22 protein-coding genes are annotated in these 20,727 nt (G+C 71.5%); 10 read left to right on the forward strand and 12 right to left on the reverse strand.

Annotation, left to right across the window (positions count from 1 at the left end; genetic code table 11):
- Nucleotides 1-7 precede the first annotated feature (7 nt).
- Complete coding sequence (locus ACFVXA_RS01440) at nucleotides 8-448, reverse strand: SPW repeat protein (protein ID WP_362019433.1); 441 nt, start codon at nucleotides 446-448, stop codon at nucleotides 8-10.
- A gap of 185 nt (nucleotides 449-633) precedes the next feature.
- A complete protein-coding gene (locus ACFVXA_RS01445; protein WP_362019436.1) occupies nucleotides 634-1,236 on the reverse strand; it encodes a TetR/AcrR family transcriptional regulator in 603 nt (200 codons plus the stop codon).
- Nucleotides 1,237-1,364: 128 nt separating this feature from the next.
- On the opposite strand from ACFVXA_RS01445, the gene ACFVXA_RS01450 reads away from it, so the two are divergent.
- Nucleotides 1,365-2,180: an MBL fold metallo-hydrolase gene (locus ACFVXA_RS01450; RefSeq protein ID WP_390023400.1), complete on the forward strand. Its 816-nt coding sequence runs from the start codon at nucleotides 1,365-1,367 to the stop codon at nucleotides 2,178-2,180.
- 38 nt (nucleotides 2,181-2,218) lie between these two features.
- On the opposite strand, the gene ACFVXA_RS01455 is transcribed toward ACFVXA_RS01450, so the two are convergent.
- The gene (locus ACFVXA_RS01455) at nucleotides 2,219-2,812 is read right to left on the reverse strand and encodes an RNA polymerase sigma factor (protein WP_390023402.1); all 594 of its coding nucleotides are present in this window, start codon (nucleotides 2,810-2,812) and stop codon (nucleotides 2,219-2,221) included.
- Between the two features lie 131 nt (nucleotides 2,813-2,943).
- Between ACFVXA_RS01455 and ACFVXA_RS01460 the strand changes: the two genes are divergently transcribed.
- Complete coding sequence (locus ACFVXA_RS01460; protein WP_390023404.1) at nucleotides 2,944-4,137, forward strand: MerR family transcriptional regulator; 1,194 nt, start codon at nucleotides 2,944-2,946, stop codon at nucleotides 4,135-4,137.
- Nucleotides 4,138-4,147: 10 nt separating this feature from the next.
- Here ACFVXA_RS01460 and ACFVXA_RS01465 read toward each other — a convergent pair whose 3' ends face one another.
- The 3 genes from ACFVXA_RS01465 to ACFVXA_RS01475 form a co-directional block, all read right to left on the reverse strand.
- Nucleotides 4,148-4,888 (reverse strand): DUF4142 domain-containing protein, encoded by a 741-nt coding sequence (locus tag ACFVXA_RS01465; RefSeq protein ID WP_383744623.1) that lies wholly within the window; start codon nucleotides 4,886-4,888, stop codon nucleotides 4,148-4,150.
- Nucleotides 4,889-5,086: 198 nt separating this feature from the next.
- Nucleotides 5,087-6,460 carry a cryptochrome/photolyase family protein gene (locus ACFVXA_RS01470; protein WP_383744625.1) on the reverse strand — a complete coding sequence of 458 codons (1,374 nt, stop codon included), beginning with the start codon at nucleotides 6,458-6,460 and terminating at the stop codon, nucleotides 5,087-5,089.
- A 102-nt stretch (nucleotides 6,461-6,562) separates the two neighbouring features.
- Nucleotides 6,563-8,095 carry an SDR family oxidoreductase gene (locus ACFVXA_RS01475; protein ID WP_390023406.1) on the reverse strand — a complete coding sequence of 511 codons (1,533 nt, stop codon included), beginning with the start codon at nucleotides 8,093-8,095 and terminating at the stop codon, nucleotides 6,563-6,565.
- Between the two features lie 173 nt (nucleotides 8,096-8,268).
- Here ACFVXA_RS01475 and ACFVXA_RS01480 point away from each other — a divergent pair, with 173 nt between their 5' ends.
- The gene (locus ACFVXA_RS01480; protein WP_362019455.1) at nucleotides 8,269-8,439 is read left to right on the forward strand and encodes a hypothetical protein; all 171 of its coding nucleotides are present in this window, start codon (nucleotides 8,269-8,271) and stop codon (nucleotides 8,437-8,439) included.
- 9 nt (nucleotides 8,440-8,448) lie between these two features.
- Here the strand turns inward: ACFVXA_RS01480 and ACFVXA_RS01485 are convergent, their stop codons facing one another.
- Entirely contained in the window at nucleotides 8,449-9,375 is a 927-nt protein-coding gene (locus ACFVXA_RS01485) for a LysR family transcriptional regulator (protein WP_389515115.1), read from the reverse strand.
- Nucleotides 9,376-9,518: 143 nt separating this feature from the next.
- Here ACFVXA_RS01485 and ACFVXA_RS01490 point away from each other — a divergent pair, with 143 nt between their 5' ends.
- The 5 genes from ACFVXA_RS01490 to ACFVXA_RS01510 all read left to right on the forward strand — a co-directional run bounded on the left by ACFVXA_RS01490 (nucleotide 9,519) and on the right by ACFVXA_RS01510 (nucleotide 14,125).
- Nucleotides 9,519-9,596 carry a putative leader peptide gene (locus ACFVXA_RS01490; RefSeq protein ID WP_356242872.1) on the forward strand — a complete coding sequence of 26 codons (78 nt, stop codon included), beginning with the start codon at nucleotides 9,519-9,521 and terminating at the stop codon, nucleotides 9,594-9,596.
- Between the two features lie 178 nt (nucleotides 9,597-9,774).
- Complete coding sequence (gene sfnG / locus ACFVXA_RS01495; RefSeq protein ID WP_389515113.1) at nucleotides 9,775-10,947, forward strand: dimethylsulfone monooxygenase SfnG; 1,173 nt, start codon at nucleotides 9,775-9,777, stop codon at nucleotides 10,945-10,947.
- Between the two features lie 131 nt (nucleotides 10,948-11,078).
- Nucleotides 11,079-11,633, forward strand: coding sequence for an NADPH-dependent FMN reductase (gene ssuE, locus ACFVXA_RS01500; protein ID WP_362019463.1), 555 nt, complete (start codon nucleotides 11,079-11,081; stop codon nucleotides 11,631-11,633).
- A gap of 85 nt (nucleotides 11,634-11,718) precedes the next feature.
- Entirely contained in the window at nucleotides 11,719-12,903 is a 1,185-nt protein-coding gene (locus tag ACFVXA_RS01505; RefSeq protein WP_383903494.1) for an SfnB family sulfur acquisition oxidoreductase, read from the forward strand.
- Nucleotides 12,904-12,979: 76 nt separating this feature from the next.
- Nucleotides 12,980-14,125: an LLM class flavin-dependent oxidoreductase gene (locus ACFVXA_RS01510; RefSeq protein ID WP_362019466.1), complete on the forward strand. Its 1,146-nt coding sequence runs from the start codon at nucleotides 12,980-12,982 to the stop codon at nucleotides 14,123-14,125.
- Here ACFVXA_RS01510 and ACFVXA_RS01515 read toward each other — a convergent pair.
- A complete protein-coding gene (locus ACFVXA_RS01515) occupies nucleotides 14,115-15,206 on the reverse strand; it encodes an acyl-CoA dehydrogenase family protein (protein WP_390023408.1) in 1,092 nt (363 codons plus the stop codon). The genes ACFVXA_RS01510 and ACFVXA_RS01515 overlap by 11 nt on opposite strands.
- 99 nt (nucleotides 15,207-15,305) lie before the next feature.
- On the opposite strand from ACFVXA_RS01515, the gene ACFVXA_RS01520 reads away from it, so the two are divergent.
- Nucleotides 15,306-15,659 carry a YciI family protein gene (locus tag ACFVXA_RS01520; RefSeq protein ID WP_362019472.1) on the forward strand — a complete coding sequence of 118 codons (354 nt, stop codon included), beginning with the start codon at nucleotides 15,306-15,308 and terminating at the stop codon, nucleotides 15,657-15,659.
- Between the two features lie 16 nt (nucleotides 15,660-15,675).
- Entirely contained in the window at nucleotides 15,676-16,872 is a 1,197-nt protein-coding gene (locus ACFVXA_RS01525) for an RNA polymerase sigma factor (protein ID WP_390023410.1), read from the forward strand.
- 187 nt (nucleotides 16,873-17,059) lie between these two features.
- Here ACFVXA_RS01525 and urtE read toward each other — a convergent pair whose 3' ends face one another.
- From urtE to urtB, 4 genes are read right to left on the reverse strand one after another with little or no spacing between them, the layout of a single operon-like run.
- Nucleotides 17,060-17,752 (reverse strand): urea ABC transporter ATP-binding subunit UrtE, encoded by a 693-nt coding sequence (urtE, locus tag ACFVXA_RS01530; RefSeq protein WP_362019803.1) that lies wholly within the window; start codon nucleotides 17,750-17,752, stop codon nucleotides 17,060-17,062.
- Between the two features lie 10 nt (nucleotides 17,753-17,762).
- Nucleotides 17,763-18,692, reverse strand: a complete 930-nt coding sequence (urtD, locus tag ACFVXA_RS01535) for an urea ABC transporter ATP-binding protein UrtD (RefSeq protein WP_390023412.1) — start codon at nucleotides 18,690-18,692, stop codon at nucleotides 17,763-17,765.
- A complete protein-coding gene (gene urtC, locus ACFVXA_RS01540) occupies nucleotides 18,689-19,798 on the reverse strand; it encodes an urea ABC transporter permease subunit UrtC (protein WP_390023414.1) in 1,110 nt (369 codons plus the stop codon). The genes urtD and urtC overlap by 4 nt, the downstream gene beginning before the upstream one ends.
- On the reverse strand, nucleotides 19,795-20,691 hold the full coding sequence (gene urtB, locus ACFVXA_RS01545; RefSeq protein WP_383744646.1) for an urea ABC transporter permease subunit UrtB: 897 nt from the start codon (nucleotides 20,689-20,691) through the stop codon (nucleotides 19,795-19,797). Before urtB ends, urtC begins: the two co-directional genes overlap by 4 nt.
- Nucleotides 20,692-20,727: the final 36 nt, after the last annotated feature.

Here is a 20,727-nt window from a genome sequence, read left to right on the forward strand (position 1 = left end):
TCCGGGTCTACGCCCGGGAGACGCTCTTCGTTGCCGTGACCGCGCACAACGCCCCCAGCACCACGGCCAGTGCGCCGATGATGATGCTGTTGATTACGACTCCGGCGTCCGGGCTGGTGCCGACGATCCACGGCGAGATGATCATCCACGTGCCCATCGCGCAGATGGCCCAGCTCAATCCGTACATCCTCTCCGGGGTGACGGTGAATCCGAGGGCCAGCAGGGCTATCGCGATGCCTATGACCAGGTTGTGGGTCACCAGGGCGGGCTGGCTTGTCGTGTAGTGAAGTATCCACGGGGACACGGCGCAGTACAGGCCGAGCAGGAACACCGGTCCGTCCACGAGTGCCACATCGCGACCACCGAGCATGCGGTCGTAGCGAGCCCGCATTTCGGATGCGTCGGGGTGGCTGGTGATGTCACCCCTGGGGTGCGAGACGTTGGCCATGACTCGTCTCCTTCGATCTCCTTCGAGTTCTTCCGATCTCCGCGACACGACCGCTTCCGGTGCGATATGCGGTGAGCGTCGCGTACGTCCATTCTGCTCTTATTTCTTCTTTATGTGTAGAGCTGGACGGTGCGCTGGGCCGTGAATGGGCCGCGCCGTCGCGCTGCGGCGCTCCGCGGACAACCTCAGGGGGCGACGAGCAGGCGGGCTATGGCCCGCCGGGCGCGCGTGGGTGCCTGTGGGTCGCGGTGCAGCTGGATGGACTGATTGGCCGCCAGGGCAACGCCGTTGAGCTCGAAGACGAGCTGGTCCACGTCGCTGCGCTCCGGGAGTTCGCGGTTCTCGACCGCGGTGTTCAGCTCCGACGTGACATACGCGGACCAGGCGGCGAGCGCTTCGAGTACCGCATCGCGGACCGGGCCCGGGCGGCCGTCGAACTCGCTCGCCACCGAGGTGAGGAAACAGCCCCCGTGCCCCTCGCCCTCGGCCATGTAGTCGATCCACTCGTCGAAGGCGCGCGCCAGCCGCTCGGCACCGGGCCTGGCGCCCGTGGCGCGGGCCGGCACCCGCAGCCGGAACCGCTCGATCGCCGCGTCCAGCACCGCGAGTTGAAGCGCCTCCTTGCTGCCGAAGTGGCCGATCACACCCGCCTTGCTCATCTCCAGATCGGCCGCGAGCCGGCCGATGGTGAGGCCTTCGAGCCCCTCGGCCGAGGCCAGCGCGAGGGCGCTCTCGATGATCCGGTCGCGGGTGGCGGCGGTCTCGGCGACGGACTTGCGCGGGGTCATGCCGCCACTTTAACCTCACGATCGTTCGCCATTAGCTTACGATCGTTCGTAATCTAAGAGTGGGCTTCCTTGCGGCGACGGCGCGTCGGTGCCGGAGCGGCATTCCTGGGCGCGCGAAGGGACTCATCGTGAAGATCCACCACCTGAACTGCGGTTCCCTGCGGACGATCGACACCGAGGAGGGGAGTCTGCCCGCGGTCTGTCACTGCCTGCTCGTCGAGACCGACCGCGACGGACTCGTCCTTGTCGAGAGCGGCATCGGTACGGCCGATGTGGCACGGCCCGAGGAGAACCTCGGCGCGGAGTTCCTCGGCCGGGCACAGCCGCTCCTCGACCTGGGGGAGACCGCGCTGCACCGAGTCATGGCGCTGGGTTTCCGGCCCGACGATGTCCGGCACATCGTGCTCAGCCATCTCGACCTCGACCACGCCGGAGGCCTCGCCGACTTCCCCTGGGCCACGGTCCATGTGAGCGACGTCGAACACCGCGCGGCGATGGCGGCGCCCGGCGCCCACCCCGAGGACCGGCTCCGCTACCGCCCCGCCCAGTGGGCGCACCGGCCGCACTGGGTGACGTACGCCCAGCCGCAGGGCGATCCCTGGTTCGGATTCGACGCGGTTCGTCCGTTGGAAGGCCTGGACGCGGAGATCCTGCTCGTCCCGCTCGGCGGCCACACCGCAGGACACAGCGCGACAGCCGTCGAGGACTCCGGCCGCTGGCTCCTGCACTGCGGCGACGCCTACTACTTCCACCGCGAGATCGACCCCGACCACCCGCAGGGCCACCCCGGCATGGACGTCCTCCAGCAGATCACCGAGGTGGACCGGCCGCTGCGGCTCGGCAACCACGCCCGGCTGCGGGAGCTGGTGCGGCTGCACGGCGACGAGGTCGACGTCTTCAGTGCCCACGACCCGTGGGAACTGGCCCGGTACACGGGCGGTTGACCGGCCGGGCCTTGACAGCGGCGGGCGTGCGCGGGCCCTCAGCGGTCGGACTCCGGCCGAAGGCAGCGGCGCAACTGGTGGAGACCGCGTCTGCGGTGGCTCTTGACCGTGCCCAGTGGCCAGCCGGTGTGTTGAGCGATCTGCGTCTGGGTCAGGTCCTCGTAGAAGGCGAGACGGAGGACCAGCCGCTGGGGTGCGGGGAGTCTGGCCAGCTCCTGCCGGATGAGGACCCGGTCCAGCGCGGCTTCGGGCCGGACGCGCGTGTCGTCGGCGAGTGCCAGGAGGGCGCCGGCCGCGCGGACCAGCTCGGTGCGGCGGGTCCGTGCGGACAGCGCGTCGGCGATCTTGCGCCGGGTGATGCCGACCAGCCACCCGGGGAACGGGCCGCGCTCGGGCCGGTAGCCCCGCCGACCGCGCCAGGCGGCCAGGAACACCTGCTGGGTGACGTCCTCGGCCTCCCGCGCGTCGCCCAGTGAACGCCGGGCCAGTGTGTGCACGAGCGGACCCCAGCGGTCGTAGGCGGCGGCGAGACCGGCCTCGTCGCTGTTCTGGAGACGTTGCACCGTCTGCGCGTCGCTCGGTGTCTCCTCCCGCCCGGCGACGGGCCGGACAAGGATCGGATCTGCGGTCATGGCCACGGCTCCTCGGTTCGGGAGGGCTCCGGTCACCGGGCGCCTCCCTCGACGCGCCCGGTGAGCCCCATCGTGTGAACAGGGGCACATTCCCGACAACTCGCATCGATTCTGCGTCGTATAGTCGCCGTATGGGCGAGGACCGACCGCCGGCCAGTCGCCGTACGGGTGAGAAGCACCCGTCGGCCAGTCGCCACATGGGCGAGAAGCACCCGCCGGCCAGTCGCCGTACCGGCGAGAAGTACCCATCGACCAGTCGCCGCCGTACCGGCGAGGACCGCCCGGCGACCGGTCGCCGTAGGGGCGAGAAGCACCCGCCGGAGCGACGTGGGCCGGTCGCACCGCCCGCGCTCACCACGGGTGCTCTGGCTCGTCGTCTCGGGGTGTCGCCCACCACGCTGCGTTCCTGGGACCGCAGGTACGGCATAGGGCCCGAGGTCCGGTCCGACGGGCGGCACCGCCGCTGGACGCCCGGGGACGTCGCGATGCTCGAGGAGATGTGCCGCCTGACCTCGGCAGGGGTGCCACCCGCCGAGGCCGCCCGAGCCGCCAAGGAGGGAACCGAGCGGCCGTCCGCCGGTCCGACTCCGTTCGCCGCCGGCGGTCACCGTTCGCGGGCCGCCGGCGCGCTGCCGCTCGGTGATGTCCGGCAGGAGTGCAAGGGCCTCGCCCGCGCCGCGGTGCGCCTCGACGCGCCCGCCGTGGACGACCAGTTGACCTCAGCGGTGGCGCGGCACGGCCTGCTCGTGGCCTGGGACGAGGTGATGGTGCCGACGTTGCACGCGGTCGGCCGCAAGTGGGAGTCCTCGGGCGACCGTTACGTGGAGGTGGAGCACCTGCTGTCCTGGCACATCTCCCGCGTGCTCCACCGGGCCGTCGAACCCGAGGGGCCCGGCACCCCGGCCACCGGGACGGGCCCGGTGGTGCTGGCGTGCGTCCCGGGCGAACAGCACAGCCTCCCGCTGGAAGCGCTCCACGCGGGACTCCTCGAACTCGGCCTGCCCACACGGATGTTCGGCGCGGCCGTCCCCGTGGAGGCGCTCACCGCGGTCGTACGGCGGCTGGGCCCGATGGCCGTCGTGCTGTGGGCCCAGACGCGTTCCACGGCCGACCGCCCGCTGGCCCGGCACATCGCGGCCACCCACTGGGGCGTCAAGGGGGCCCGCAACCACCCCGCCGTCGTGCTCGGCGGCCCGGGCTGGGCGGGGCGCCCGGTGCCGGGCATGCTCCGCCCGCCGGGGCTGCGGGACGCGCTCGTCACCCTCGCGAGCCTGTACGGGCCCGGCGGTCCTGTCCTTCGGAACCGCCTGCCCGTCGGGCCGTGACGGGAACCGCTCAGCCCACCGTCGGTGTCGGCGTGGGCGTCGCCGGCGGCGCCGAGGAGCCGTTCGCGGGCGGCGTCAGCACCACGGTCGGTTCGCCGGGCTGGGGCGCCGGAGGTGTGACGTTCTGCGCGGGCAGATTCGGTTTCGCGGTCTCCTGGAACAGCACCTGATCGAAGTTGACCAGCCCTGTCTTCTCCATGACCGTGATGTGGTCCAGCACCGTGTCATTGGCCTGGTCGGCGAGTTGACGTACCAACGTGTTCTCGGTCGAGGCCCGGATCTTCGCGATGACCGGGAAGATCTGCCCGTGCGTCACGCGCAGGATGTTGGCCAGGTCGGTGTCGAACTGCTTGCCGCTGTCCCCGCTCAGGGTCGCCACGAAGCCCTGCTGCTGCGGGGACGGCTTGTTGGGAAGGGTGATGCCGAGCTGGGTGGCGACCTTGCGGCAGGTGGCGTCCAGGGCGGCATGGCCCGTGACCAGGTGCTGACCGGCGGTTCTGACCGACGGGGTGGTGCCCTTCTGCAGGGCCAGCTGTCCGGAGGGGTATTCCCACAGCCCGGCCGCCCGCACCTTGACGACGAAGTCGCGGTCGGCCTCCGTCAGCGGACCCGTCGAGGTGTGGGCGATCACGCGCGTCGGGGCACTGGCCGTGGTCTGCAACCCGAGCATGGCGGGGTAGGCGAGGGCCGCGACGGTCATGCTCAACGCACCGGCCACGAAGAGGGTTCCCACGTTCCGTGCAATGCGCATTGAGCCTCCTGGCGGGGCGGCGGCCCAGAGCCGGACGCTCTGCTCCGCCGCGTGTGGATCCGAGGTCGGCGGATCCGGTACGGGTGTCGGACGCCCACCAGTACGGCCGTACGCGGGTAAGAAGTCTCTACTGCGGGTAAAATCCTCGGCGCCCCCTGCTCAGCGGGTGCCGCCGACTCGGCCGCCCCTGCCGCCCACTCACCCGAGCCCCCGAGCGCTCCTGAACCGGGCCAGCCCGTCCGGGAGTTCGACGATCGGGTCCGGGTAGTCGTAGGCGGCGCGTTCCAGGCCCCGCAGCCTCCAGGGCTCGTGCACGGCGGCTCCCGCGAGGCCCGCCAACTCCGGCACCCAGCGCCGGACGTACACCCCGTCCGGGTCGTGACGCCTGGCCTGGATCACCGGATTGAGGACGCGGTTGGGCCGCGAGTCCGTGCCGGTGCCCGCCGTCCACTGCCAGTTGAGCTGGTTGTCGGCGATGTCACCGTCCACCAGCAGCTCCAGGAAGTGCCGGGCGCCGACCCGCCAGTCCACGTACAGCGTCTTGGTGAGGAAGCTCGCGGTCAGCAGGCGTCCGCGGTTGTGCATCCAGCCCTCGTGGCGCAGTTGGCGCATCGCCGCGTCGACCACCGGATAGCCGGTGCGGCCTTCCTTCCAGGCGTCGATGTCCTCGCGCGCCTCGGCCGGTGACCGCCAACGGTCGTGCCGGGTGCGGTAGTCGGCGGTGGCCGCGTCCGGCCGGGCGGCCAGCACCTGGTGGTGGAATTCCCGCCAGGCCAGCTGCCGTACGAACGCCTCGGCGCCCGGGCCGCCCGCCGCGCGGGCCCGGTGCACGACTTCGACCGGGGAGAGGGTGCCGAAGTGCAGATGGGGGGAGAGCCGGGAGGTGGCGTCGCCGGGCAGGTCGTCGTGACGGTCCTCGTACGCCGCGATCCCACCGCGCAGCCAGGCCGTGAGCCGCTTCCTGGCCTCCCTCTCGCCGCCCCGGGCCAGCGCCTGCGACACCCCCGACAGGCCGGTACGGGCGGGGAGCTTCTCCGATCCGACGCCGTCCGGCACCCGGATCGCCCGTGGCGCGGCGACGGCGTCGCGCAGGTGCTGCCGCGACCAGCGTCCGAAGTACGGCGTGAAGACGGCGAAGTGGTCCGATGCGGCGGGCACGACGGCGCCCGGGGCGAGCGCGGTGATCACGGTGTCGTGCACGTGCAGGCGACACCCCTCGGCCTCCAGCGCCTTACGCAGCCGCTCCTCCCGGCGCTGAGCGTAGGCACTGACCCCGGCCGCCATGTGCACCTCGTCGGCGTCCGCCTCGGCGACCACCTTGCACACCTGCGCGACGACATCGCCCGAGCGCACCACCAGCCGGCCACCGCGTTCCCGGAGCCCGGCGTCGAGATCGGCCAGGCAGTCCGCGAGGAACGCCATCCGGTTGGGCGCCGTGAACCCTGCCGCCGCGACGGCGTCGTCGCGCACGAACAGCGGCACCAGCGCGGACGAGCCGTCGTGGGCCGCGCGCAGCGCCGGGTGATCACGCAGGCGCAGGTCCGAGGTGAACAGGACGACCGAGACGTTCATGGTGCGGCTCCTGGGCAAGAGGGCTACGGGGGGCGGCGGACGAGCCGGCGCGGAGTGCGGCCGCGACTACTTCGGGCCCGCGGCCCCGCACGGATGCGGAGGTCAGCGAGAACGCACGGCGGCCGTCCGCTTCCCGGCCGCCGCGCCCTGGGTCGCGGCCCTGGCGATGTTGCGGGCCATGCCGCCGAACACCACGGCGTGGAACGGCGAGACACTCCACCAGTACGCGTGTCCGAGCAGCCCGCGCGGATGGAACAGGGCCCGCTGCCGGTAGCGGGTCCGGCCGTCGTCGCCGATCTCGGCGTACATCTCCAGCCAGGCCAGGCCCGGCAGCCGCATCTCGGCGCGCAGCCGCAGCAGATGACCGGGTGCGATCTCCTCGACGCGCCAGAAGTCGAGCGAGTCGCCCGCGCGCAGCCGGGCCGCGTCACGCCGTCCGCGCCGCAGTCCGACACCGCCCACCAGCCGGTCCAGCCAGCCGCGTACGGCCCAGGCCAGCGGGAAGGAGTACCAGCCGTTGTCACCGCCGATGCCCTCGATCACCCGCCACAGTGCCTCGGGGGACGCGTCCACGGGCAGTTCGCGGCGGTCGGTGTAGAGGCTGCCGCCTGCCCAGTCCGGGTCGGTGGGCAGCGGATCGCTGGGCGCGCCGGGCACCGAGGCCGACGACCACCGGGTCGCGACCTGGGCGTCCCGCACACGTTGCAGTGCCAGGGACACCGCCTCGTCGAAGCCGACGGGGCGCCCCGGGGGATCGGGGACGTACCGGGCGATGTCGTGTTCGTGGCACACGACCTCGTGGCGCAGCGACTCGGTGAGCGGGCGCGCGATCGACGCGGGCACCGGCGTGACCAGCCCCACCCAGTGGCTGGACAGCCCAGGGGTGAGCACCGGCACGGGCAGGATCAGTCGCCGCGGCAGCCCGGCCACGGCCGCGTACCGCTGCATCATCTCCAGATACGTGAGCACCTCGGGACCCCCGAGGTCGAAGGAGCGGCTGACGTCGGCGGGCATGCGCGCGCTGCCGACCAGGGTGCGCAGGACGTCCCGTACGCCGATCGGCTGGATGCGGGTGCGCACCCAGCGGGGAGTGACCATGACCGGCAGCCGTTCCGTGAGGTAGCGCAGCATCTCGAACGAGGCCGAGCCGGAGCCGATGATCACGGCGGCGCACAGCACCGTGGCCGGTACCCCGCAGTCGAGCAGGACGCGGCCGACCTCGGCGCGGGACCTGAGATGCGGCGACAGCTTGTCCTGCGGCACGCCGGCCGGGGTGAGGCCGCCGAGGTAGACGATGCGCCGGACGCCCGCGGCCCGGGCCCGCTCCCCGAAGATCCGGGCCGCCTTCCGGTCGGTCTCCTCGAAGTCGTCGCCGGTGCCCAGGGCGTGCACGAGGTAGTACGCGACGTCCACACCGCGCAGGGCCTCGGCGACCGATCCGGCGTCGGTGACGTCCCCACCCACCACCTCGGCGTCGGCCGCCCACGGATAGTCGCGCAGCTTGGCGGGGGAGCGGGCCAGACAGCGCACCTGGTGCCCCTCGGCCAGCAGCTCGGGGACCAGCCGGCCGCCGATGTAGCCGGTGGCACCGGTCACCAGACACCGCAGGCCGGGGCCGGGATCGTCGTCGCTCATGGGTCCTCCGTGGCCGCTGGGCTGCCCCCTTTCGTCGCTCCCCTCAACCATCCCTTCCCCGTGTACGCAGTCCGCGGATGCGCGACGGACAATCTTCACCGACATGTCCGCGTGAATCGCGGGCAGACGAAAGGAACGAGAGCCGAAGGTCACAGCTGGAGGTGTCTGCCGTTATGGGGACGAAGGTGTTGGAGCGTTTTCCCGCGGGAGCGCCGCGCGGATCCTGGACGGCGGAGGAGTACGCGGCCCGACGTCGCACCGAGGGACAGCCCGCGACCGTGGTGATGGATCTTCCGTCGGACGCCTTCCTCGTCGTGGTGCCGGCGGCCGGCGACGACGACTGATCGCTCTGGTCAGGGGCGGCGGCTCAGGCGGCCGCCGAGCTCCCCGGCCCTGCGGACGAACGCCTCGTGCAGGTCGTGTGCCGCCCGGGGGACGGAGTCGGCCCGCCGGCGTTGCAGCATCAGCAGGACCTGGGTGGTGGCGTCGGCGAGCGGCCGGTAGGTGATCGCGCCGCGCCGCTCCAGCGGATCGCCGACGACGCTGAAGTCGGGCAGCACCGTGGCGCCCAGCCCCTCCGCGACCATGAGCTTGCCCATTTCGGCGCCGTCCGTGGAGTACGAGACGGCCGGCGCCCGGCCCTCGAGGAGCCGGTGGATGTAACGGTGCATCACATATCCGGAGCGCATGGCGATCAGCGGCTCCCGCTCGTCGAGGAGATCGGCCGCCGACACCGTGTCCAGTGCGGCCAGGGGACTGTCCGGACGTACGCACAACACGGGGCGCCCGCGCAGCAGTTCGGTGGTCTCGAAGTCGGCGGGCAGGTCGTCGCCGTCGAGATGGTTGACCAGCCCCAGGTCGAAGCCGCCCTCCGACAGGGCCCGGTGGATCTCCGACTGCTGTGCGCCGACCACCTCGACCTGTGTCAGCGGATGCGTCGCGCGAAAGCCCTGGACGGTCGGGATGAGCAACGGCACCGTCGCCGCGTTCACCGTGCCGACACGGACCATCCGGCTGATGCGGTGCTGTTCGCCCGCCGCACCCCGCAGCCGGTCCACCGCGTCCAGCACGTTGATGATGTGCGGCAGCAGCTCCCGGCCATCGGCGCTCATCCGCGCCCCGGACCGCTTGCGCTCCAGCAGATCGACGCCGAGCTCGCGCTCCAGATTCCGTACGGTCTCGCTCAGCGCGGGCTGGGAGAGATGGAGTTCCTCGGCGGCCCGGCGCAGCGAGCCGAGCCGGGTGACCGCCGCGATGTATTCCAGCTGTTCGGTGCGCACCGCAGCAGACTGCCGACGCGCGCGCACCGCGTTCAAGGGTTTCCCTATTACGCCTTCGTGAAATTCGGCGGTCCGGGATGCGAGACCGGTCGGCTATTCCTTGACTGCCCGGAGCGGGGGCTGCGACGATCGACGACATGAAGATGCGACTGGACCTCACGCGGCGACGCCATGTCGACCTCGCGCGTGTCTCCAGCTCCTTCTGTTGTCGCGAAGCCTGACGATCCCGACGGTAGGGTCCCCTTCGCACGGGCCGGTCCGCCCCCGGTGTTTTCCTCCCGCACGGCGCACCTCGACGCATTGCCTCGCCTGCCGCACCCCTTTTTGCCGCCCGCGTTCCCGCTGAAATGCCGGGCCTCAATTCGTCATGCCCTCGTTTCCGCACACCAGGAGTTCTCCGTGTCCGCAACAGAATCCGCCCCGGAAACCGCAGCAGAATCCGCGGCGGGCGCCGTCGCCGAACCCGTCCGCTTCGCCTACTGGGTGCCCAACGTCAGCGGCGGCCTGGTCACCAGCAAGATCGAGCAGCGCACCGACTGGGGTTACGACTACAACCGCGAACTCGCCGTCCTGGCCGAGAACAACGGCTTCGACTACGCCCTCAGCCAGGTCCGTTACATGGCCAGCTACGGCGCGGAGTTCCAGCACGAGTCGACCAGCTTCAGCCTCGCCCTGCTGCTCGCCACCGAGCGCCTGAAGGTGATCGCCGCCGTCCACCCGGGGCTGTGGCACCCCGGCGTCCTCGCCAAACTCGGCGCCACCGCCGACCACCTGTCGAAAGGCCGCTTCGCGGTCAATGTCGTCAGCGGCTGGTTCAAGGGCGAGTTCACCGCCCTCGGCGAACCCTGGCTGGAGCACGACGAACGCTACCGCCGCTCCGAGGAGTTCATCCGCGCCCTGCGCCAGATCTGGACCGAGGACCACACCGAACTCGCCGGTGACTTCTACCGGTTGCGCGACTTCTCCCTCAAGCCCAAGCCGCTCAACACCCCCGAGCGACCGCACCCGGAGATCTTCCAGGGCGGCAACTCCACCGCCGCCCGCGCCATGGCGGGCCGCGTCTCCGACTGGTACTTCTCCAACGGCAAGGACTTCGACGGCGTCGTCGAGCAGATCAACGACGTCCGTACATCGGCCGCTGACGTCGGGCGTACGGCACCGAAGTTCGGCCTCAACGGGTTCCTGATCGCCCGCGACACCGAGGCGGAGGCCCGCGAGACCCTCCGTGAGATCGTCGCCCACGCCGACCGTGAGGCCGTCGAGGGCTTCGGCGCCGCCGTGAAGCAGGCGGGGCAGTCCACCGCCGACGGCAAGGGCATGTGGCAGGACTCCAGCTTCGAGGATCTCGTGCAGTACAACGACGGCTTCAGGACGGGACTGATCGGCACCCCGGAGCAGATCGCCGAGCGGATCGTCGCCTACAAGCGGCTCGGCGTCGACCTCTTCCTCCTCGGCTTCCTGCACTACCACGAGGAGGTCGAGTACTTCGGCCGCCGGGTGCTGCCCCTCGTACGCGAGCTGGAAGCCCAACTGCCGGACAGGGAGCGCGAATCCGTAGCCACGCACGCCTGACACGGAGACCGTGTCCGTACCCGCGCACGACTGACGCGGACTCCGCGTCCATCCCCGCGCCCGCCTGACGCGGAGACCGCGTCGGTCCGCGCCGGACCTCCCCTTTGAACGTCGCTCACGAAAGAGAGCTCATGGCCTCCGTCCTGTCCGTCTCCGGCAGCCCCTCCGTCTCCTCCCGCACCGCCAAACTCCTGCGCCACCTGGATGCCCGGCTCGCCGCGCAGGGCCACGAGGTGATTCCGCTCGACGTCCGTACGATCCCCGCCGAGGCGCTTCTCGGCGCCGACTTCAAGCACCCCGCCATCGTCGAGGCGACCGAGCTCTTCGCCCGCGCCGACGGAGTGGTCATCGGCACCCCGGTCTACAAGGCCGCCTACTCCGGTGTGCTCAAGGCCCTGCTCGACCTGCTCCCGCAGTACGCGCTCACCGGAAAGACGGTGCTGCCGCTCGTCACCGGAGGCAGCCCCGCCCATGTCCTCGCCCTCGACTACGCGCTGCGCCCGGTGCTCAATTCCATGGGTGCGGCACATATCGTCCAGGGCTGGTTCACCCTCGACAAGGACATCACCACGGCGGAGGACGGCAGCGTCACCGTGGCACCGGCCACGGCCGAGGCGCTGGCCCAGGTCGTCGACCAGTTCTCGGCCGTCCTCGGCCGTACGCACCTGCTGGCCGCGGCGGGCTGACACCGTGACGGCCGATGCGACGGCGGGCGACGTGACCGCCGACGAGACAGTGCATGACGTGGCAGCCAAGGCGTCGGCGGGTGACGTGACCGCCAAAGTGATCGCCGACGACGTCGAAGCCCTCGCTATCGCGGCCGCGCTCGCCGACGAGTTCCGCGCCGGAGCCTCGGAGCGGGACGCCGAACGCAGGCTTCCGCGCGAGGAGTTGGAGCGCCTGACCGCCTCGGGGCTGCTGGCCGTCACCGTGCCCGCCGAGTACGGAGGGGCGGACGTCCGGCAGGAAACCCTCGCGGAGATCTTCCGGCTGCTGGCCGCGGCGGACGCCAGCCTCGCGCAGATCCCGCAGAACCACTTCGTGTACGTGAACGTGATCCGACGCCAGGGATCGCCGGGCCAGCAGGAGTTCTTCTTCAAAGAGGTGCTGGCCGGGCGTCGCTTCGGCAACGCCCAGTCGGAGGCGGGCACGCGACACGTCCAGGACGTCCGCACCCGACTCGAACCCAGGCCCGACGGCTCTTACCTGCTCACCGGCGTCAAGCACTACTCCACCGGCGCGCTCTTCGCCGACTGGATCCCCGTGCTGGCCCGCGCCGACGACGACAACCTGAACGTCGCGTACGTCCCACGGGACGCCGACGGAGTCACGGTCGTCGACGACTGGGACGGCATGGGGCAGCGGACGACGGCCAGCGGCACCGTCCGCCTCGACGCCGTCCGCGTCCCCGCGGACCGCGTGGTCCCCCACCACCTCACCTTCCAGGGGCCGCAACTCCACGGCGCCGTGGCACAGTTGCTGCATGCCGCCATCGACGCCGGGATCGCGGCGGGCGCACTCGCCGAGGCGGTCGAGTTCGTGCGCACCAAGAGCCGGCCCTGGTTCGAGAGCGGCGTCGACACGGCGGCCGAGGACCCGTTGCTCATCCAGCGCTTCGGTGAACTCGCCCTCCAGGTCAGGGCATCCGAGGCACTGCTGGGTGTCGCGGCCCGTGCGGTCGACGCGGCCCGTGACGAGCTGACCGACGACTCGGCGGCCGAGGCGTCCATCGCCGTGGCCGCCGCGAAGGCGCACACCGCCGCCACCGCCGTCGAGGTGGCGGGCGCCCTCTTCGAGGTGTCCGGCACCCGCTCGGCCCTCAACTCCCTCAACCTGCACCGCCATTGGCGCGACGCCCGTACCCACACCCTGCACGACCCCGCCCGCTGGAAGATCCAGCACATCGGCCGCTACGTACTGAACGGCACCAAGCCGCCCCGCCACGGCCTGCTGTAAGGCCTCGCGTCGGCCTCCAAGACTTTCCCCACAGCGCCCCCTCGCCGACAGGCCCCCACGATCGGAGAACGCCGCCGTGTCCCTCACCTTCCACTGGTTCCTGCCCACCAACGGCGACAGCCGGCATGTAGTCGGCGGCGGCCACGGCACCCCCGCCACCGCCTCGGGCCGGGACCGGCCGCCGACCGTGGCCTATCTGAGCCAGATCGCCCGCGCCGCCGAGGACCTGGGCTTCGTCGGGGCGCTCACCCCCACCGGCGCCTGGTGCGAGGACGCCTGGCTGACCACCGCGATGGTCAGCCAGAACACCGAGCGGCTGAAGTTCCTGGTCGCCTTCCGGCCCGGTTTCGTCTCGCCCACGCTCGCCGCGCAGATGGCGTCCACCTTCCAGCGGCAGACCGGCGGACGGCTGCTGCTCAATGTCGTCACCGGCGGCGAGAGCCACGAGCAGCGCGCCTACGGGGACTTCCTCGACAAGGACGCCCGATACCGCCGTACCGGCGAATTCCTGCAGATCGTCCGGGACCTGTGGGATGGCAAGACCGTCGACCTGGCCGGTGAACACCTCCAGGTCGAGGACGCCAGGCTGGCCCGGGTCCCCGACCCGGTCCCCGAGGTGTACTTCGGCGGCTCCTCGCCCATCGCCGGACAGGTCGCCGCCCGGCACGTCGACGTCTACCTCACCTGGGGCGAACCGCCCGCCCAGGTCGCCGAGAAGATCGCCTGGATCCGGGATCTCGCGGCGCGGGAGGGCCGCACCCTCCGGTTCGGCATCCGGCTGCACGTCATCACCCGCGACACCTCCGAGCAGGCCTGGACCGAGGCCCACAAGCTGCTCGACGGCTTCGACCCCGAGACCGTGAAGTCCGTCCAGGCCGGGCTGGCACGCAGCGAGTCGGAGGGCCAGCAGCGCATGCTCGCCCTGCACGGCGGCGGCAGCCGGGACGGGCTGGAGATCCACCCCAACCTCTGGGCCGGGATCGGCCTGGTGCGCGGCGGCGCGGGCACCGCACTGGTCGGCAGCCACGACGAGGTCGCCGAGCGGATCAAGGAGTACCACGCCCTCGGCATCGACGAGTTCGTGCTCTCCGGCTACCCGCACCTGGAGGAGGCGTACTGGTTCGGCGAGGGCGTCCTGCCGCGCCTCGCCGCGCAGGGACTGTGGCAGCACCCGTTCGCCCCGTCACCCGCGCCCGCCGCGCAGGTGCCCTTCACGAGCTGAGCGACCCGCGAGACCCGCGAGGCCCGACAGTTCCGAGAGACCCGAGCGTGCCGAGGTGTGCCGTGCGCACCTCGGCCGTCTGCCCCTGCACCAGCAGGAACATCCCCTCCCGCGCCAGCCGCTGCGCAGGGCTGCCCAGATCCATGGACCGGCCGCCGCCGGCCACGACGGCCGCGGTCGTCGCCGCGCGCATGAGGTCGTACGCCCGCGTCTTGCAGACCAGTCGCTCCTCGATGCGCTCCGTCGGCACCGGGTGATCGGCCAGGGCGTACGCCTGCCGCCGCAGCTCGTCGAGGCGGGAGCGCAGGACGCGGGCGGTCTCCCGCGCGACGGGATCGCCGTCCAGCAGGTCGATCGCCGACGAGGCGATGCCGAAGACGGCCGGTGAGGCGTTGGTGTTCCTCGGACGATCGGTGGCTGCCCACGCCTCGTACGGAGCCCGCAGGACCACCGCCTCATCGGGCAGCCACAGGCCGTCCAGCTCCAGCGAGACCGTACGGGAGGCGGTGAGCGCGGCCAGCCGCATCGGCGGGGAGGGGCGCAGGCCGGGCTGCTCGCGCGCCTCGGTGAACGCGAACAGCGCCTCGTCCGCGTCCGTCACCCCCGCCAGCAGCATCACGTCGTTCAGCCCCCAGCCCGTGTACCAGGGCACCGTCCCGTCGAAGCGCCAGCCACCGCGCTCCCGCGTGACCCGGACCGGCATCCGGGGATGGGCGCGCAGTTGGGCGTAGGCGACCCCGGACAGCAACTCCCCTCTCGCCAGCGGGCCCAACAACCGTTCCCGGACCGGGAGTTCGCTCTTGGCCAGCGTCATCACCGGCGTATGGTGCTGGGTCTGCACGAACCAGGTCGAGCAGCACGCCCCGGCCAGGATCTCGGCGGTCTCCCGGACCACCGCCGCGGGCGCGGCAGACCCGCCGTACTCCACCGGCGCGCTCACCCCGAGCAGCCCCGAACGCTTGACCGCCTCGACACTGCTCGCGGGCACGCCCTCCTGGTCCACGCGCGCGGCGCGGGGCGCCAGCACCTCGGCCGCGAGCCGACGCGCACGGGTGACGAGGGGGTGCGGTGCGGTGGTCATCGAAGAAATCTCCCGGTGTCGTGGTGTCCGGTGTCGATCCGGCCGTCTCCCGTTCGTGTAGGCAGTGAGAAGCGGTACGGGAGACCAGGAGGACACGTCATGAAGCACTACCTGTTGAGCGTGATGCAGCCCCAGGGCGAGCCGCCCGCGCCCGAGGTCATGGAAGAGATCATGCACAACCTCGATGTCTTCCACACGGAGCTGCGCGCCGCCGGCGCCTGGGTGTTCGCCGGAGGACTGCACGGACCGGAGACGGCCACCGTGCTGCGGGCCACGGGCGCGGACGTGCTGGTCACCGACGGTCCGTACACCGAGAGCAAGGAGTATCTGGGCGGGATCTGCCTGATCAAGGCCCCCGATCTGGACGCGGCGCTCGCATGGGGCCGCAAGGCGACCCTGGCGACCACGCTCCCCATCGAGGTGCGGCCCTTCATGGGCGAAGCCGAGGACTGAGGGAAACCGACGACCGATGACCGTCGACATCGAGGACGTCTTCCGCGCGGAGTACGGCCGCGCGGTCGCCGTCCTCATCCGCCTCCTCGGCGACATCGACCTCGCCGAGGAGGCCGTCCAGGACGCCTTCACCACGGCCGTGCGGAAGTGGCCGGAGACGGGCGTACCGCCGAGCCCGGCCGGATGGATCATCACCACCGCCCGGAACCGGGCCGTCGACCGGCTGCGCCGCGAGTCCACGCGGGATGCCCGGCACGCCGAGGCCGCCCAGCTGTACGCACCGGACGAACCGACCGAGGAGGGTCCCGTGCGCGACGACCGGCTCCGCCTGATCTTCACCTGCTGCCACCCCGCGCTCGCCACCCAGGCCCAGGTCGCCCTCACGCTGCGCCTCCTCGGCGGCCTGAGCACCCCGCAGATCGCGCGCGCCTTCCTGGTCCCCGAGCCCACCATGGCCCAGCGCCTGGTCAGGGCCAAGGCCAAGATCCGCGACGCCCGCATCCCGTACCGGATCCCGCGCGACGCCGACCTCCCGGACCGGGTGAAGGGTGTGCTGGCGGTCGTCTACCTCGTCTTCAACGAGGGGTACGGCGGCCGGGAGGACCTCTGCGCGGAGGCCCTGCGCCTCGGCCGTGTCCTGGCGGAGCTCATGCCGGACGAGCCCGAGGCCCTCGGCCTGCTCGCGCTGATGCTCCTCATCGAGTCCCGCGGGCCCGCCCGGACGGCACCCGACGGCGACCTGATCGTCCTCGCCGAGCAGGACCGCTCCCGGTGGGACCCCGCCCTGATCGCCGAGGGCCAGTCACTCGTACGCCGCTGCCTGCGCCTGAACCGACCGGGCCCGTATCAGATCCAAGCCGCGATCAACGCCGTACACAGCGATGCCCCGAGTGCCGACGCGACGGACTGGGGCCAGATCCTCCAGCTGTACGACCAGCTCATGGCCCTCGCGCCGAGCCCGGTCGTCGCGCTCAACCGCGCCGTCGCGGTGGCCGAGGTCGAGGGGCCCGAGCCGGCCCTCGCCCTCGTCGACACGCTCGACCTGCACGGCTACCACGCCTTCCACGCCGTACGCGCGGATCTGCTCCGCCGCACGGGCCGCGCGACGCAGGCCATGGAGGCGTACGCGAGGGCCGTTGCGCTCAGCGAGAACGCCGCCGAGCGCGCGTACCTCGAACGCCGTCGACAGGCACTCGCGCACACCAACTCCTAGCGGCGACGGTCGCGTTCAGGTGTGGAGACGTCCTGCCGGTCGGTGGTGCGGGCGGACCACTGGAGGAGGAGGCGCGGGGCCTCCTGGGCGGGGGAGTCGGGGGTGCCGTGCAGGCGATCCGACGCTGGTCAGCTCGGTCGGGGCGGGGTCGCCGGGACGGCGGCCCGGCTCCTTTTCGCGGGCGTCCTCACACGCTGAGTGCCTCGCGGACGGCCCCCTCCGCCTCCTGTCCGCCCGCGCCGGACGAGGTGACCCGGCCGGCCTCCAGGACGTAGTACCGCTGTGCCGCACGCATCGCGAAGCCGACGTGCTGCTCGACCAGGAGCACTGAGAGGCCGCCGCGGGCGGCGAGGGCGAGGATCGTCTCCTCGATCTCGGCGACGACGGAGGGCTGGATGCCCTCGGTGGGCTCGTCGAGGAGGAGGATCCGAGGCTCCGTCACCAGGGCTCGGGCAAGGGCGAGTTGCTGGCGCTGGCCGCCGGAGAGTAGACCCGCACGGCGGCTGGAGAGCGCGCGCAGCGCGGGGAACAGGTCCAGCGCCTCGCCGATCGCCTCCCTGCCGCGCCGCCGTCCGTCCGCGACCAGCTGGAGGTTCTCGGCGGTCGTGAGGTGCGGGAAGGCCTGCTGGCCCTGCGGGACGTAGGCCATGCCGCGCGCCACCCGCTCGTGGGGTTTGCGGCGGGTGATGTCCTCGCCGTCGAGGCGCACGACACCGCTCTGCGGGGTGAGCAGCCCGACAGCCGCGCGCAGCAGGGTGCTCTTGCCCGCGCCGTTGTGCCCGAGCACGGCGGCCACCCCGTCGCGGGGGACCTCGACGGAGACGCCGTGCAGCACGGTACTGCGGTGATAGCCGACCCGGACGTCCTGGATCTCCAGCATCATGACTGCCTCACGCCTCCTGTACGGCCGCGGAGGCCGCGGTGTCCTGTTCGGTCGCCGGGCCCGCGGTGTCCCGTACGGCCGTCGGGCCCGCGGAGTCGTGGACGGTCGCCGCGGCTGCGCCTTCCGGTGTGTCGTCGGTGGTGGCCGCGTGCCCGAGGTACACCTCCTGCACCTTCGGATCCGCCTGCACCTCGGCCACCGTCCCCTCGCTCAGTACCCTGCCCGCGTGCAGCACGCTGACGCTGCGCGCGAAGGAGCGCATGAAGTCCATGTCGTGCTCGATGACGACCACGGTCCGCTCCTGGCTGATGAGCTCCAACAGCTCACCGGTGGCCTGCCGTTCGTCGTGGCTCATGCCGGCCACCGGCTCGTCGAGCAGCAGCAGCCGCACGTCCTGCACGAGCAGCATGCCGATCTCCAGCCACTGCTTCTGACCGTGCGCGAGCGTCCCGGCCGGGCGGTCGGCGGACTCCGTCAGGCCCACCGTCTCCAGGGCGCGCGCGACGGAATCCGGGACGCCCTTGCGGCGACGCAGCATCGTCAGCGGGCCCCGGCCCGCGCCCGCCGCGATGTCCAGGTTCTGAAGGACCGTCAACTCCTCGAACACGGTGGCAGTCTGGAAGGTGCGGCCGATCCCCGAGCGGGCGATCCTGTGCACGCTGCGGCCGAGGATGTCCTCGCCCCCGAAGCGCACCGACCCCTGCGCCCTCACCAGGCCGGTGACCGCGTCGACCAAGGTCGTCTTGCCCGCGCCGTTCGGCCCGATGAGGAAGCGGAGATCGCCGGGCCGGACGTCGAGGTCCACACCGTCGACGGCCGTGAAACCGTCGAAGGACACCCGCAGTTGCCGTATCTCAAGACCCGAAGGCTCGATGCCCGAAGGCTCACTACCGGAAGGCTCGATGCCGGAGGGCTCGATACCCGAGATCTCAGTCATGCCGTGTCTCCAGCGAGTGCTTGCTCCGACCTGCGTCGTCGCACGATCCCGAGCAGTGAGGCGAGACCGCCCGGCAGGAACGCCAGGGCCACGATGAACAGCAGCCCCTGGAAATACGTCCAGGCCGCGGGGAACTCCTCCGACAGCGCCGTCTTGGCCCAGGCGACACCGATCGCGCCGAGCACCGCGCCCACCAGGCTCGCCCGGCCGCCGACCGCGGCGCCGATGACCAGCTCGATGGAGGGCACGATGCCGATCAGCGCGGGGGAGATGATGCCGACCGCCGGCACGAACAGCGCGCCCGCAAGCCCGGCCATGCCCGCCGCCACGACGTACGCGACGAGCTTCACGTTCGCCGGGTTGTACCCGAGGAAGCGCACCCGCTCCTCCGAGTCCCGTACGGCGACGAGGAGTTCGCCGTAGCGGCTGTGGACCAGCTGGCGGGCCAGGGCGATCAGAAGGAGCAGGACCGCGGCGATGATGAAGTACACCATCCGCTGGTTGACCGGGTCGTTGAGGTCGTAGCCGAAGAAGCCCTGGATGTCGGTGAGTCCGTTGGTGCCGCCGGTCGTGGCCTGCTGGCCGACCAGCCAGATCGCGAAGGCCGCGGCGAGCGCCTGGCTGAGGATCGCGAAGTAGGCGCCCTTGACCCGGCGCCGGAAGACGAACGTCCCGAGGACCGCCGCGACGGCCATCGGCAGCAGCACGGTCGCCGCGAGCGCGAAGACCGGGTTCGCGAACGGCCTCCACCACCACGGCAGTCCGGTCGCCGTGCCGTACAGCTGCATGAAGTCGGGGAGGTTGCCGGGCCCGGCGTCCGCGATCTTCAGGTGCATCGCCATGGCGTATCCGCCCAGCCCGAAGAACACGCCCTGCCCGAGCGTCAGCAGGCCGCCGCGCCCCCAGGCCAGACAGATGCCGACCGCGACCATCGCGGTGCAGAGGTACTTGGCGAGCAGCCCGAGCCGGAAGTCGGAGAGCGCGAGCGGGGCGACGGCGAAGAGCACGACGGCGGCCGCCGCGAAGCCGGCCGCCGGGCGCGCGGAGCTGAACCGTCCCTTCGGACCGATGGATTGCTTCGGCGCGACAGAAGTGGTGGTGGTCATACGAGACTCCTCGTACGCAGCGTGTACAGCCCCTGGGGCCGCCACTGGAGGAACGCGACGATGGCCACCAGGACCAGCACCTTCGCGACGCTGACGGTGGTGGAGTACTCCAGGACCGATTGCAGCACGCCCAGCACGAAGGCGACGATGACGCTGCCCTTGAGCTGTCCGATGCCGCCGACCACGATCACCAGGAAGGCGTCGATGATGACGTTGGTGCCCATCGTGGGCCCGATCGGGCCGACCAGCGTCAGCGCGACTCCGGCGACTCCGGCGAGACCGGACCCGATGAAGAAGGCGGTGCGGTCGACCCGGCCGGTGGAGATGCCGGAGACCTCGGCGAGGTCACGGTTCTGCACGACGGCGCGGATACGCCGGCCGAGCGGCGTCAGGCGCAGTGTCAGGGACAGCGCCACGACCGCCGCGATCGCCAGACCCAGGATGAACAGACGGCTGTTGGCGAAGGTGAGCGGATCGTCGCCCCCGATGACGGTGATGTTCCCGGTCAGCACATCGGGCGCACGGGTCTGCACATTGGGCGCGCCGAAGATGTCCCGCGCGAGCTGCTGAAGCATCAAGGAGACGCCCCACGTGACAAGCAGCGTGTCGAGTGGCCGAAGGTAAAGGCGGCGAATCAGCAGCCATTCCAGTAGTGCGCCGAGCGCTCCCGACACGAGAAAGGCGACGGGGAGCGCGACGATCAGTGAGAATCCCGCGCTGGAAATGGACTTCTGGAGGACGTAGGTGGTGTAGGCGCCGGCCATGATGAACTCACCGTGGGCCATGTTGATGACATTCATCTGGCCGAAGGTGAGCGAGAGGCCGAGCGCGATGAGCAGCAGAACGGCACCGATACTGACACCGGTGAACATCTGCCCGAGGATCACGGTCATGCGGCGGCTCCGGAGAGGCGGGACGCGGGGGCCGCT

Origin of the sequence: Streptomyces sp. NPDC058246, assembly GCF_042881985.1 — a bacterium.
Lineage (GTDB): Bacteria > Actinomycetota > Actinomycetes > Streptomycetales > Streptomycetaceae > Streptomyces.